We start from the raw sequence: 13,696 nt of genomic DNA, 5'->3' as shown, positions 1-13,696 counted from the left end.
GCCGCGCATCGAGACACCGCCGGCCCTGCCACCCCGCCTGCCGCCCGAGCCGGCAGCGCGTGCGCAGCCCCGGCTGGAGCCTGACGAACAATCGCTGGCCGCCACCAGCTCGCTGGGCCGGTCGCTGCTGGCCTGGTTCCGCGGCGGCAACACCATCGTGCGCGTGGCCGTGCTGCTGCTCTTCATCGGCGTGGCCTTTCTCTTGCGCTATGCGGCCGAGAACGCCCTGCTGCCGTTGGCCTGGCGCCTCGCCGGCACGGCGCTGGCGGGCCTGGCGCTCACCGGCCTCGGCCTGCGCCTGACTCCCAAAAGGCGCGGCTACGGGCTGAGCCTGCAGGGCGCCGGCGTGGGCATCAGCTACCTGGTGCTGTTCGCGGCCTTCCGGCTCTACGGCCTGGTGCCGGCGGGCCTGAGCTTCGGCCTGCTGGCCGCGCTGGCCGCCATCACCACCGTGCTGGCGCTGCGCCAGGACGCCTTGCCCCTGGCGGCGCTGGGCTTTGGCGGCGCCTTCCTGGCGCCGGTGCTCACCTCCACCGGCCAGGGCAGCCATGTGGCCCTGTTCGGCTACTACCTGCTGCTCAACCTGGCGATCGCCTGGATCGCGCGCCACAAGGCCTGGAAGTTACTGAACCTGGAGGGCTTTGTGTTCAGCTTCGGCATCGGCGGGCTGTGGGGCTTGAAGGCCTACCAGCCCGAGCTGTTCTGGAGCACCGAGCCCTTTCTGATCGCGCAGTTCGGGCTCTATCTCTTCATCGCGGTGCAGTACACGCAGCGGGTGCTGCAGCAGAACCAGGATGGCGAAAAGACGCTGGCGCTGGTGGATGGCGGACTCCTGTTCGGCGCGCCCATCGTCGCCTTCGGCCTGCAGGCCGGCATGCTGCGCGGCCAGCCCCTGGCCCTGGCCTTCAGCGCGGCGTTGCTGGCGGCCATCTACCTGCTGCTGGGCCACTGGCTGTGGCGCCAGGCCGGCCAGCGCCTGCTGATCCTGGTGGAGGGCATGGCCGCGCTGGGCCTGGCCTTCCTGGCCCTGGTGATGCCGCTGGCCCTGGACGCACGCTGGACCAGCGCCGCCTGGGCCCTGCAAGGCCTGGGCGTGCTGTGGATCGCGCTGCGCCAGGGCCGCTGGTGGGCGGCGGTGCCCGGCATCCTGCTGCAGCTGGCGGCGGCCCTGAGCTACTGGAGTTCGCCCGGCGCGCAGGGTATGGAAGGCCGCTGGCTCTTCCTCAACAGCGCCTTCCTGGCCCTGGCGCTGCTGGTGGCGGCCGGCCTGGGCAGCGCGGCATTGTTGCGCCGGCCGCGGCCCCAGGCCCCGGCCTGGCTGCAGCCGCCCCTGCCCGAGGCCCTGATGCTGGGCCTGGCGCTGCTGCAGCTCTGGGTGGGTGGCCTGAACGAGTTGCAGGCCTGGGACCAGCGCTGGCTGGACGGCGCCGCGCTCGGCGCCGGCTGGGGCGCGCTGCTGGCACTGGCGGCCGAGCTGCGCCGCCCGGCCTGGCCCACGCTGCGCTGGCCGGCACGCATCTTCATGAGCTTGGCCCTGCTGAGTTCGACCCTGGGCCTGCTGGACGCGTCCAGCGCGGCCAGCCTCTGGTCGCGCTACAGCCAGGGCCCTGGCCTGCCCGAAGCCTTCGCCCTGCTGGCCCTGGGCCTGTGGCGCCTGCTGCGCCAGCGCCGCGCCCCGCTGCCCGAGCCCTGGGCGCAGGCGGCCGAGCATCTGCTGCTGGCCTGGTACGCCATGCTGCAGGGCGGGCTGTGGCTCTACACCGCCGGCGCCCATCTGGTGGCCCGCCACGAGGGCTGGACACCGGCCGCCGCCATCCTGCTGCCCAGCCTGCTGGGCCTCGCCCTGCTGGCGCGCCACCAATCGCAGCGCTGGCCCATGGATGTGCAGGGTCAGGTCTTGCGCCAAGGCCTGCTCAAACCCTGGATGGCGCTGCTGATGCTGTGGGTGTTGGCCGTCAATCTGTTCTGCGATGCATCGATGGCGCCGCTGCCCACCCTGCCCCTGCTCAACCCGCTGGACCTGGCCCATGGCCTGGTGCTGATCTATGCGCTGCGCCTGCGCCAGGCCGGCCCAGGCACCGGGCGCGCGGCACGCGTGGCGCTGCTGGCCGGCGCTGGCCTGGCCTTCTGGTGGCTCAACAGCCTGCTGGTGCGCAGCCTGCACCATGGCCTGGGCACGCCGATGTGGCTGGACGGCGCGCTCGGCAGCGCGGCGGTGCAGACCGGGCTTTCGCTGCTATGGACGCTGGCCGCCCTGGCCGCCATGCTGTGGGCCACACGGCGCGCCGCACCGGCGCTGGCGCGACCCTTGTGGATGGCCGGCGCGGTGCTGCTGGGCGCGGTGGTGCTGAAGCTGTTCCTGGTGGATCTCTCGCAGCTGGGCAGCCTGGCGCGCATCGTCTCCTTCCTGGCGGTGGGTGCGCTGATGCTGGTGATCGGCTATGTGGCCCCGCTGCCCCCCGAGGAGCGCACGACATGATGACAAAGAAAGCCCTCGTCACCGGACTGGCCTGCTCGCTGCTGCTGGGCAGCGCCCTGGCCGCGCCCGAAGCCGTTCGCGCCTACAGCCACCAGGCCGCCGTGCAGCCGGCGCCGCAAGAGGGCCTGCAAAGCCTGGCCCTGCCCTGGCCCGTGCTGCAGGCCTCGCGCAGCCCCGGCCTGGCCGATGTGCGCCTGTTCAATGGCCAGGGTCAGGTCTTGCCGATGGCCTGGGCGCGGGAGTTGCCGGCCCGCGAGCAGGAGCGCCGCGTCAGCGTGCCGCGCTTCGCCTGGCCCGAGCCCGCCAGCGCCGCGCCCGGCGCCGGCCTGCAGCTCCAGCTCGATGCCCAGGGCATGGTGCTGCAGCTGCAAACCTCGGACGGCCGCCAACCAGCCGTGCCCGGCGCAGCCCGGCGCTGGCTGCTGGACCTGAGTGCGCTGCCGGCGGACGTGGAGACGCTGCGCCAGATCCGCCTCGACTGGCCACATCGCCCCGCGGGCCTGAGCAGCTCGGTGCTGATCGAGACCAGCATGGATGGCCGGGCCTGGCAGGCGCTGCAGGACCAGCCAAGGGCCGCACAACGCTTGCTGCAGCTGCCCGCCAGCGAACCCACGGCCCCCAGCCTCAAGACGCTGGACTGGCCCGCCGGCATGGCGCTGCCGCGCTATCTGCGCCTGCAGTTCGAGCAGCCGCTGGCGCTGCAGGCCAGCGAGCTGCTGCTGGTGCGGCGTCAGGCCCCGGCCGATCTGCAGCAGGCCCTGCAGTTCCAGCCCGAGCCGGCCACCCAAACAACGGCGCCAGCGGCCTGGCAGCTCGACCTGCAAGCCCGCATCGCGCCGCGCGCGCTGGCCCTGCAGCTGCCCGCCGGCAACCATCTGCTGCCGCTGCGCCTGGAGCAGCGCGACGCGCCCGAGCAACCCTGGCGGACGGTGAGCCGCTTCGTGGCCTGGCGCATGCAGCGCGACGGCCTGGACGCGAGTTCGCCCACGCAAGCCCTGCCGCAAGCCCCCGCCGCACGCTACTGGCGCCTGGCCGCCGAGGGGCCGGCCGCGGCACTGCAGGGTCAGGTCTTGAACGTGCAATGGCATTGGCAGGCGCCAAGGCTGGTGTTCCTGGCACCAACGCAGCAGGACCAGCTGCAGCTGGCCGTCGGGCGCGCCAAGGCCCAAGCCGGCAGCCTGCCGCTGGCCAGCCTGATGCCGGGCTACCGCGAGGGCGACGAATTCAAGCTGGCACAGGCCCAGCTGGGCCCGCTGAGCGCGCAGCCCGAGCCCGGCTGGCAGGAACAGCTGCTGAGCGCGCCCGACCCCGAAACGCGCCAGCGCTGGCTGCTCTGGGCGGTGCTGATCGCGGCGGTGGCGGGGCTGGGGGTGCTGGCCTGGCGGCTGGTGAGGCAGCTGCCGGCGGCCGACTGAGTGCAAGCCCCGGGGCCTGCCCAGCAATCAGATCAGATCGCGGCGGGGCGTGATCCAACCTTACTCGTCAGCCCTCACTCGATGCGTGACGCCCAGTAGTAGGGGCGCTTACGGTGGGGGGCAATGGCGACCACCAAGACTTCGTGCGCCGCGGGCCGGTAGACAACGCTGAACGGGAAGCCCCTGACAAGGGCGCTGCGGGTTTCCTTGAACGATGGAGCACCGCCGAGAGGGTGTGAGGCTGCCCTGGCAACGGCAGCCTCAACTGCAGCCTGGAACCGCACACCGGCGCCTGAGCGAGCTTTGGAGTAGTAAGCCAGCTCTCGCAGCAACTCGATCTCGGCTGCGGGTAGAAAGCGGACTTGCTTGATCACTGCGCCAGGCGGCGTGCCTTCGCAAACACCTCTTCGGCATCGATGGCGACGACTTCGCCACGGTCGTACTCCGCGAGGCGCCGTTGAATTTCGGCCTCCCAGGCCGCGTCAAGCTGTGTCGCTGCGGGCTCGTTGAGAGACTCCAGCAGCTGATCAACGAGGCGCTCGCGATCCTGCGGGTTGAGCGCTCGACCGCGCTCTACGAGCTCAGCGACTTGATCATCAGGCATGCTTGACTCCCAAGGTGTAGCGGGGAGTTTACTTCGCTCACTCCCAGGATCAGGACGGCCCACCGCCGAGGCCTTTGACGACCAAGGTCAGCGTTTATCCGACGCCGCACGGTGTGAGCCCGGAGCGAACGGCCTCGGTCCGGCTCACGCTTGGGCGCTGGCAGGCGCCCAATCCGCTCGCCGGCGTCGGACAGCACGCAGGTGCTGTCCTCGGTCCGGCTCACGCCCCAAACGGTGTCGGTTCGGGCTTTTGGCGGGGGCTGCTGGCGTATTGCGCCGCCGTCAGCTCATAGAGCAGGCTGGGCGCCTGCCCCGGCACATCGGCGAGCGAGCCCTTGAGGCGCATGCCGATGCGCTCCAGGGTCTTGCGCGAGGGCGTGTTGGCCGGGCGCACCACCGCCAGCACGGCAGGGGCCTGCAGCTGCGTGAAGGCCAGGCCCAGGGCGGTGAGCGCCATCTCGGAGGCATAGCCCTGGCCCCAGGCCTGGGGGCGGAAGCGGAAGTAGAGGTTCAAGCCCTCCTGGCCATCGATGGGCTTGGCCATGATGCCGCCGAAGCCCAGCACCTGCTCGGGCAGTTCGCGCAGGGCAATCACCCAGTAGCCAAAGCCGCGCTGCTGCCAATGGGCCTGCCATTGCTGCAACAGCTCCTGCGCTTCCGCGCGCGCGTGCAGGGGCCCGTGCGGGCTGTGATGGTTGGTGACCGGGTCGGCATGCACCTCGAACAGCGTGTCCAGGTCGGCATCGGCGGGCGCGCGCAGCAGCAGGCGCTCGGTCTCCAGCAGCAGCGGTGCTGCCATGGGATGCGCGTTCGCAACGGGACCTATTTGCCAACTCATGCCTTGCCAAAGCCTTTGGGTTCGGGGTTTTCCCTGATTATGACGGCAGCCCGGGCGGGCCGAGCCCCCTGGGCTTGGGGGCCTGTGCGCGCAGCGGATTCCGCTGTGACATGCTGCCGATTTGCATATACTGTGTTTTTGTACAGCTATCATGCCAACCGCCGTTCTCGCCGCCGATCCCAGCCACGCCGCCCTGCTGGCCGATGCACGGCTGTGGCGCGCCACCAGCCTGGGCGCCAGCGCCAGCCCCTGCATCGCCAGCGGCTTCGGCGCCCTGGATGCCCAGCTGCCCGGTGGCGGCTGGCCCACGCGCATGCTCAGCGAGATCCTGCAGGCCCAGGCCGGGCTGTGCGAATGGCGTTTGCTGGGGCCGGCGCTGGGCCGGCTGCTGCAACAACAAGCCCCGCAGCCTCAGCCCATGCGCCGCAAGCCCGCCACGCCGGCGCCCGCAGCGCGCCCCCCGCTCTTGTTGGTGAACCCGCCGCAGCAACCCCATCTGCCGGGCTTGCGTGCGCATGGCATCGCGCCGCAGCAGCTGGTCTGGGTCGCGCCCGCCAATGCCTTGCAGGCGCTCTGGGCCACCGAGCAGGCCATCAAGGCGAATGCTGCCGGCGCCGTGCTGGCCTGGCTGCCCGAGGCAAGGCCGGCGCAGATACGCCGCCTGCAGGCCGCGGCCCTGGGCTCGGCGGCGCCGGTGTTCCTGTTCCGGCCGCTGGCGGTGCAAACCCAATCCTCGGCCGCGCCGCTGCGCCTGATCCTGAGCCCCGGCGCCGACTGGCAGCTGCAGGTGCACATCCTCAAGCGCCGCGGCCCCGCCCATGCCCAGGCGCTGCGGCTGGAGGCGCTGCCGGCCGAGCTGGCCGCGCTGCTGGCGCCGCGGCAGCTGCGCCCCGCCACGGTCATCGCGCCGAGCATCCCCGCCGTACCCAAGGAGCTCAGCCATGAGCCCAAACCCGCCCCATCCGCTGTATTGGCTCGCCCTGCTGCTCGCGCCACCAGCCTGCAGTGATCCGGCCGCGCGGCAGACCCTGGCCTGGTGGAGCCTGCAGTTCACGCCGCGCGTGGCCCTGCTGGAAGATGAGCAAGCAGAAAGCCCGGCCGTGCTGCTGGAGCTGGGCGCCAGCCTGCGCCTGTTCGGCGGCCTGCGCGCCCTGCACCGGCGCGTGCTGCGGGAGGGCCCGGCCTATGGCGTGCAGGGCCTGGCCTGGGCCCCCACCAGCCTGGGCGCCTTGGCTCTCGCCAGAGCGGGCATCGTGGATGGCCTCACGCAAGACCTGACCCCGCTGCTGGACAGCCTGACCCTGCACAGCCTCAGCGCGGTGGCCGCGCACGCGCCCATGCTGGCGCGGCTGGGCTGCCAGCGCCTGGGCCAGCTGCGCGCGCTGCCGCGCGGGCCCACGGCGCGGCGCTTTGGCCCGGCCCTGCTGCAGGCGCTGGACCAGGCCTATGGCCAGGCCCCCGAGGCCCATGCCTGGGTGGTGGCGCCCGAGCAGTTCCGGGCGCGCCTGGAGCTGCCCTACCGCATCGAGAACGCGCCGGCGCTGAGCCATTACGTCGAGCAGCTCCTGCGCCAGCTCTGCGCCTGGCTGGCGGCGCGGCATGCCGGCATCAAGCGGCTCACGCTCGCCTGGCAGCACGACGCGATGCGCGCGCGCGAGGCCGGCAGCGGCGGGCAGCTGAGCCTGGGCACGGCCGATACCACGCGCGATTTCGGCCATCTCGCACGCCTCATGCGCGAGCACCTGGCCCAGCTGACGCTGCAGGCGCCGGTGGGCGAGCTAAGCCTGTGCGCCGACGAGGTGCTGGCCCTGCAGGAACACAGCGCCTCGCTGCTGCCCCCAAATGGTGCAGGATCCCCCGAACAGCCCAGGGAGCCGCTCAACCAGCTGCTGGAGCGCATGGCGGTGCGCCTGGGCCCCGAGCGCGTGCGCCGCGCCCGCCTGCGCGAGGACCACCGGCCCGAATGCATGCAGGACTGGCTGGCCTGGGGCCAGGTCTTGCCCCCGGCCGGCATGCGCCCGGCCCTGCAGCCCCAGCCCAGCTGGCTGCTGGAGCCGCCGCTGGCGCTCAAGACGCGCCGCGACCAACCCGTTCACCAGGGCCAGGTCTTGCAGCTGCTGGCAGGGCCGCAGCGCATCGAGGGTGGTTGGTGGGGCGGCAAGGCCGTGGATCCGCAGGTGCAGCGCGACTATTTCCTCGCCCGCAGCAGCAGCGCCAGCAACGGCCTGAGCGGCCTGCTGTGGATCTACCAGGAGCGCCTCTCCACCGCGGAGCAGCGCTGGTTTCTGCATGGGGTGTTCGCATGAACAGCCCGACGCGCGGACCGGGGGGATACGCGGAACTCCACTGCTTGAGCAATTTCAGCTTTCTGCGTGGCGCCTCCGACCCCGAGGAGCTGGTGCGGCGCGCCCACGACCAGGGCTATGCGGCCCTGGCCATCACCGACGAATGCTCGCTGGCCGGGGTGGTGCGCGCGCATGTGGGCCTGAAGCGCCTGATGGGCGAGCGGCCCGAACTGGACCCCGAGCTGGAGCTGCCCCAGCTCATCATCGGCAGCGAGTTCCTGGTGCGCGCGGCGGAGGACGACGAGGCGCCGCTCTTCAAGCTGGTGCTGCTGGCGCCGCAGCGCGAGGCCTATGGCAATCTGAGCCAGTTCATTACCGATCTGCGCCGCGCCTCACCCACCAAGGGCCAGTACCGGCTCAGCTGGCCGCAGCTGCATACCGCCAGCCAACAGGCCCATTTGGACGGCCTGCTGCTGATCCTGCTGCCGCTGCGCATGAGCAGCGATGCGGCGCTGCTGGAACAGGCGCGCTGGCTGCTGGGCGCCTTCGCGGGCCGCGCCTGGATCGGCGTGGAGCTGCTCAGCGAACTCTCCGACGAGCTCTGGCTGCAGCGCCTGCGCGCGCTCTCGGAGGCCACGGAGATCCCGCTCGTAGCCTGTGGCGATGTGCACATGCATGTGCGCTCGCGCAAGCCCCTGCAGGACGTGATGACGGCCACCCGCCTCAACAAGCCCATCCATGCCTGCGGCCTGGACCTGCAGCCCAATGCCGAGCGCCATCTGCGCAGCCGCCTGCGCCTGGCCCAGGTCTACCCGCCCGAGTTGCTGGCCGAGACGCTGAAGATCGCCGAGCGCTGCCACTTCACGCTCGACGAGCTGCGCTACCAATACCCCAGCGAGGTCATCCCCGCCGGCGAGACCCCCTCCAGCTATCTGCGCCGCCTCACCTACGAGGGCATGGCCAGGCGCTGGCCCGCGGACGGCGGCGGCGCCTGGGTGGCGCGGGTCGAGCATGAGCTGGCGCTGATCGCCGAGCTGCGCTACGAGCATTACTTCCTCACCGTGGCCGACATCGTGCGCTTCGCGCGCTCGCAGGGCATCCTCTGCCAGGGGCGCGGCTCGGCCGCCAACTCGGTGGTCTGCTACTGCCTGGAAATCACCGCGGTGGACCCGGCCGAGAGCACCCTGCTGTTCGAGCGCTTCATCAGCAAGGAGCGCAACGAGCCGCCCGATATCGATGTGGACTTCGAGCACGAACGCCGCGAGCTGGTGATCCAGTACCTCTACCAGCGCTACGGCCGCCACCGTGCCGCCCTCACCGCGGTGGTGATCGCCTACCGTGCGCGCAGCGCGCTGCGCGACGTGGGCCGCGCGCTGGACTTCGACGCGGCCTTGCTGGAAAAGCTCGCCAAGGACCATTCGGGCTGGAGCGAGGACATCCTGCCCCCCGAGCGCTTCGCGCAGCTGCAGCAGGAGCTTGGCTTCGATGCCCAGGACACGAAGCTGCAGCAGCTCATCACGCTGGCGCGCCAGCTGATGGGCATGCCACGCCACCTCAGCCAGCATGTGGGCGGCTTCGTGCTCACCGAGGGGCCGCTGTCGCGCCTGGTGCCGATCGAGAACGCCAGCATGAAGGACCGCAGCGTGATCGAGTGGGACAAGGACGATCTCGACGCGCTCAATCTGCTCAAGGTCGACGTGCTGGCCCTGGGCATGCTCAGCGCCCTGCGGCGCTGCTACGCGATGGTGAACCGGCTGCGCGGCAGCACGCTGGATCTCGCCACCACGCCGCAGGGCGACGATCCCACCTACGACATGATCTGCGCCGCCGACACCATCGGCACCTTCCAGATCGAGAGCCGCGCGCAGATGTCGATGCTGCCGCGCCTCAAGCCGCGCAAGTTCTACGACCTGGTGATCGAGGTGGCGATCGTGCGCCCCGGCCCCATCGAGGGCGGCATGGTGCATCCCTATCTGGAGAACCGCGCCAAGCACCCGGACGATGTCGTCTACCCCAGCGAGGACCTGAAGGCGGCGCTCGCGCGCACCTGCGGCATCCCGATCTTCCAGGAGCAGGTGATGCAGGTGGCGATGATCGCGGCCGGCTTCACGCCCGGCGAGGCCGACCAGCTGCGCCGCGCCATGGCGGCCTGGAAGCGGCCCGGCGACCTGGGCAAGTTCCACGAAAAAATCCTCGACGGCATGCGCGCGCGCGGCTACCAGGACGCGTTTGCCGAATCCATCTTCAAGCAGATCAAGGGCTTTGCCTCCTACGGCTTCCCCGAATCGCATGCCGCCAGCTTTGCCCTGCTCACCTATGTGAGCTGCTGGCTCAAGAGGCACGAGCCGGCGGCCTTTCTGTGCGCGCTGCTGAACTCGCAGCCGCTGGGCTTCTACACCCCGGCCCAGCTGGTGCAGGACGCACGCCGCCATGGCGTCGAGGTGCTGCCCGCCGATGTGAGCTACAGCGATCTGGACAGCCGGCTCACCCCCGAGGTGCTGGGCGACGATGCCGCACTGGCCCAGCCCGCCGTGCGCCTGGGCCTGCGCCTGGTGCATGGGCTGGCGGATGCGGCGGCCGAGCGCATCGTGGCGGCGCGCAGCGCAGCCCTCTTCAGCGATGCGCAAGACCTGGCCCTGCGCGCCGCGCTGGACCAGCGCGAGATGCAGCTGCTGGCCGCCGCCGATGCCCTCGCCTCGCTCAGCGGGCATCGCCGCCAGCAGGTCTGGCAGGCCTCGGCGCTGCGCAGCCTGCCGCCGCTGTTGCGCGGCAGCATGCCGGCCGAGGATGAGCTGGCCTTGCCCGCCGCGCCCGAGGGCGAGGAGGTGCTGTGGGACTATGTCTCGCTGGGCCTGACCCTGCGCAGCCATCCGCTCGCGCTGCTGCGCGCACGCCTGGCCAGGCGCGGGCTGCAGAGCTCGGCCGAGCTGCGCGACTGGCCCAGCGGCCGCATGGCGCACAGCTGCGGCCTGGTGACGGTGCGCCAGCGCCCGCAGACCGCCAAGGGCACGCTCTTCATCAGCCTGGAAGACGAGGCCGGCAGCGTGCAGGTGATCGTCTGGCCCGACATCTACAAGGCGCACCGCTCCACCATCCTGGCCGCGCGCCTGCTGGTGGTGCACGGCCGCTGGCAGCACGAGAACGGCGTGCGCCATCTGCTCGGCCAGCGCTTCGAGGACCTGACGCCCTGGCTGGGGCGGCTGGGGGTGGGGAGCCGGGATTTCCGCTGAGGCTTTCCTTTCTTAAGGTTCTTCGCCGATGTGCGGGGAAGCTTCCAGAAGTACTGGCAGCGAGTGAGTTCGCGCCGCTGCCCAGGCCGGCAGGCACTCGGCCCCAGAGGCGGAGGCCTTCACTGCGTTCAGGCTCCCCTCGCTGCTCACCAAACCGGGACTCGCGCAGAACTCGCCCTCGCACCCCTGCGGGCCGTTGTCCGCCTGCGGCGGCCAACTGTGCTCGGTGCTCAGACAGGCTGCGCTCGACGCATCGCCTGGAGCGATGCGCAACCCGGTTTGGCTGCGCGGCTCGGCACCACCAATGGGGCCTCGCACCTGCCGGCCTGGGCCGCTCGGAGCACGCCCGTGGCAAGAGGGGCGCGTACGAACAGCGGTGTTGGCAAAGCCCTGGGCGGGTGGTTGCGAAGGCCCTTTGCGCTGCCGAGCAGCGCAGCGCCTTGTGGCCGCGCGCGTATTCGCGCGCTTCAAGCTCTGGATTGGCGCAGCCTGTCTGAGCGCAATGAGCGCAGCGAATGCAGCGAGTTCTGCGCCAGGCCGCAAGGCGCGAGCAGCGCAGGGGAGCCCGAGCGTAGCGAGGGCCTGCGCAGCCGGGCCGCAGCGGCCACACGCCCAGGGCTTTGCCGTCCGCCCCACCTTGATAGAGGCTTCCCCGCGCATCGGCGAAGAAGCTTTCCTTTCTTAAGGCCGCGGCCCCGCATTTGCCGCGCGGCAGCGCTGCACATCGCAGGCGGTGGGCAGCAGCGCCCGGTACTCCACCCCCTTGGCCAGGCGCGAGCCATCGCGGATGCTGCAGACCTCGCCCTTGGCGCCGGTGTAATAGGACATCACGTCCACGCAGCGTTTCGAATGCGCCATCACGCCGAACAGATGGCCCATCTCGTGCGAGATCACCATCTGCAGGGTCTGCTCGGCCGGGTGGCCGGGGTTGCGCTCGTGCAGCAGCTCGAAGGCCGCCGGCCCCAGCGAGAGCGTGCGCCGGCCCAGATCGGCCAGGCCGAAGTTGCGCGCCGCCCCCTGCTCGTTCCACTGCACCAACACCGCGCCCTGGCGCCAGGCGTTCTGCGCATGCTCGCCCCGCAGCAGGCGCGCCGGCACGCCGCAGCCGGCCCAGCCCTGCAAGGCCTTGTCGAGCGCCTGCTCCACCTGCGCCGCGCCGAACCAGTAGGGCGCGCCGCGGTGGCTGTAGACGAACAGCAGCGGCGCGGCGATGGCGGGGCGGTCCCGGCCATCGCCCCAGGTGCTGGTCTCGCCGGGGCGGCATTCGGCGATTTCCTGCTCGCGCAGGCTGGCCGGCGCGGCCCAAAGCAAGAGCGGGCACAGCAGGGCAAGGCAGAGCATCAGGCGCATGACCGCATTGGAGCAGAGCCGGGTCAAGCCCTTGTCAGCTGCAGCCCGCAGACTGGGGTTCAATTTTCATCAGCAGTACCCAGCCCATGACCGTTCAGGACCTCTACCGCAGCAAGCGCCTCGGCGCCAACGACGCCCTCGGCCACTTGCGCGACGGCGATTTCATCATCGTGCCCACCGGCGTCGGCGAGCCCCCCGCGCTGCTGACGGCGCTCTCCGAACAGCGCCGGCGCTTCCGCGACATCAAGGTGGGCCAGATCCTGGCGGTGCGCAAGTTCGGCTATTTCGACCCCGAGACCGTCGAGCATGTGCGCCACGTGTCCTTCTTCTACGGCGCCGCCTCGCGCCCCGGCGGCCAGGCCGGCTGGGTGGACTTCATTCCCAGCTATTTCTCCGAGATGCCGGCCCTGATCGCACGCGGCCAGATGGCCGCCGACGTGGTGTTCGCGCTCGCCTCGCCGATGGACGCGCATGGCTATTTCTCGCTCAGCCTGGGCGCCGACTACACCATGGCCGCGGTGGCCAAGGCGCGCGCCGTGGTGCTCGAGGTCAACCCCCATGTGCCCTATGCCTATGGCAACTGCCGCGTGCACATCTCGCAGGTGGCGGCCCTGGTGGAGGACGAGACCCCGGTGATGGAGGTGGGCCTGCCCAGCATCGGCCCGGTGCAGCAGGCGATCGGCAAATACGTGGCCGACATGATCGACGACGGCTCCACCCTGCAGATCGGCTATGGCGGCATTCCCGACGCGGTGGTGATGCAGCTCACCGCCAAGCGCGACCTGGGCGTGCACACCGAGATGATCGGCGACGGCATCCTCACCCTCATCGAGGCCGGCGCCGTCACCAACCGGCGCAAGACCCACCACGCGGGCAAGAGCATCGCCACCTTCGCGCTCGGCTCCAAAAAGCTCTACCAGTACATGGAGCGCAACCCGGCGCTGGAAATGCATCCGGTGGATGTGACCAACGACCCCTACGAGGCGGCGAAGAACGACAAGCTCTGCGCCATCAACGCCACCCTGCAGATCGACCTGCTGGGCCAATGCGGTTCGGAGAGCCTGGGGCCCCTGCCCTACTCCGGCACCGGCGGCCAGAGCGACTTCGTGCGCGCCGCGAATCGCTCGCGCGAGGGCAAGGCCTTCATCGTGCTGCCCTCCACCGCCAAGGGCGACAGCATCAGCCGCATCGTGCCCACGCTCACGCCCGGCACGCACATGAGCACCAGCAAGAACGACATCAACTACGTCGTCACCGAGTTCGGCGTGGCCCAGCTGCGCGGCAAGTCGGCCAAGCAGCGCGCCCAGGAGCTGATCGCCATCGCGCATCCGGACTTCCGCGGCGAGCTGCGCGAGCAGGCGAAACGGCTGCAGCTGCTCTAAGAGCGTATTTACGATCCCCTCATGGCGTCCGTTGCCCCGCAAAGGCAGGGGATGCAAGGCGCAAACCGCAGCCGGGTTGGACACCCGGCGAGGATTTGCAACGCCGCAGACGC

General features: G+C 70.9%; 10 protein-coding genes. 6 read left to right on the top strand and 4 right to left on the bottom strand.

Annotation, left to right across the window (positions count from 1 at the left end; all coding sequences use genetic code 11):
- Together AC3WQY_RS19685 and AC3WQY_RS19680 are read left to right on the top strand one after the other, a co-directional pair.
- Window positions 1-2,479, top strand: a 2,479-nt coding sequence (locus AC3WQY_RS19685) for a DUF2339 domain-containing protein (protein ID WP_492710244.1), incomplete at its 5' end; no start/stop codon positions are given.
- Window positions 2,476-3,894: a DUF3999 family protein gene (locus tag AC3WQY_RS19680; RefSeq protein WP_492710243.1), complete on the top strand. Its 1,419-nt coding sequence runs from the start codon at window positions 2,476-2,478 to the stop codon at window positions 3,892-3,894. The genes AC3WQY_RS19685 and AC3WQY_RS19680, both read left to right, overlap by 4 nt.
- A gap of 74 nt (window positions 3,895-3,968) precedes the next feature.
- Here AC3WQY_RS19680 and AC3WQY_RS19675 read toward each other — a convergent pair whose 3' ends face one another.
- The 3 genes from AC3WQY_RS19675 to AC3WQY_RS19665 form a co-directional block, all read right to left on the bottom strand.
- The gene (locus tag AC3WQY_RS19675; RefSeq protein ID WP_492710241.1) at window positions 3,969-4,268 is read right to left on the bottom strand and encodes a type II toxin-antitoxin system RelE/ParE family toxin; all 300 of its coding nucleotides are present in this window, start codon (window positions 4,266-4,268) and stop codon (window positions 3,969-3,971) included.
- Window positions 4,265-4,498, bottom strand: coding sequence for an addiction module protein (locus AC3WQY_RS19670; protein WP_492710239.1), 234 nt, complete (start codon window positions 4,496-4,498; stop codon window positions 4,265-4,267). Before AC3WQY_RS19670 ends, AC3WQY_RS19675 begins: the two co-directional genes overlap by 4 nt.
- Window positions 4,499-4,718: 220 nt before the next feature.
- Entirely contained in the window at window positions 4,719-5,297 is a 579-nt protein-coding gene (locus AC3WQY_RS19665; protein WP_285233411.1) for a GNAT family N-acetyltransferase, read from the bottom strand.
- 190 nt (window positions 5,298-5,487) lie between these two features.
- Here AC3WQY_RS19665 and AC3WQY_RS19660 point away from each other — a divergent pair, with 190 nt between their 5' ends.
- The 3 genes from AC3WQY_RS19660 to AC3WQY_RS19650 are packed head-to-tail and all read left to right on the top strand — an operon-like array spanning window position 5,488 to window position 10,851.
- The gene (locus AC3WQY_RS19660; protein WP_492710237.1) at window positions 5,488-6,345 is read left to right on the top strand and encodes a translesion DNA synthesis-associated protein ImuA; all 858 of its coding nucleotides are present in this window, start codon (window positions 5,488-5,490) and stop codon (window positions 6,343-6,345) included.
- Window positions 6,278-7,642: a Y-family DNA polymerase gene (locus AC3WQY_RS19655; protein WP_492710235.1), complete on the top strand. Its 1,365-nt coding sequence runs from the start codon at window positions 6,278-6,280 to the stop codon at window positions 7,640-7,642. The genes AC3WQY_RS19660 and AC3WQY_RS19655 overlap by 68 nt, the downstream gene beginning before the upstream one ends.
- Window positions 7,639-10,851 carry an error-prone DNA polymerase gene (locus AC3WQY_RS19650; protein ID WP_492710234.1) on the top strand — a complete coding sequence of 1,071 codons (3,213 nt, stop codon included), beginning with the start codon at window positions 7,639-7,641 and terminating at the stop codon, window positions 10,849-10,851. The genes AC3WQY_RS19655 and AC3WQY_RS19650 overlap by 4 nt, the downstream gene beginning before the upstream one ends.
- Before the next feature lie 681 nt (window positions 10,852-11,532).
- Here AC3WQY_RS19650 and AC3WQY_RS19645 read toward each other — a convergent pair.
- On the bottom strand, window positions 11,533-12,201 hold the full coding sequence (locus tag AC3WQY_RS19645) for a hypothetical protein (RefSeq protein WP_492710232.1): 669 nt from the start codon (window positions 12,199-12,201) through the stop codon (window positions 11,533-11,535).
- Window positions 12,202-12,287: 86 nt separating this feature from the next.
- Here AC3WQY_RS19645 and AC3WQY_RS19640 point away from each other — a divergent pair, with 86 nt between their 5' ends.
- Window positions 12,288-13,583 carry an acetyl-CoA hydrolase/transferase family protein gene (locus AC3WQY_RS19640; protein ID WP_492710230.1) on the top strand — a complete coding sequence of 432 codons (1,296 nt, stop codon included), beginning with the start codon at window positions 12,288-12,290 and terminating at the stop codon, window positions 13,581-13,583.
- Window positions 13,584-13,696 lie beyond the last annotated feature (113 nt).

Source organism: Roseateles sp. FW301-B2 (assembly GCF_058788955.1).
The sequence above is the reverse complement of the archived record's forward strand: the minus strand, read 5'-3'. Positions and strand labels throughout refer to the sequence as shown.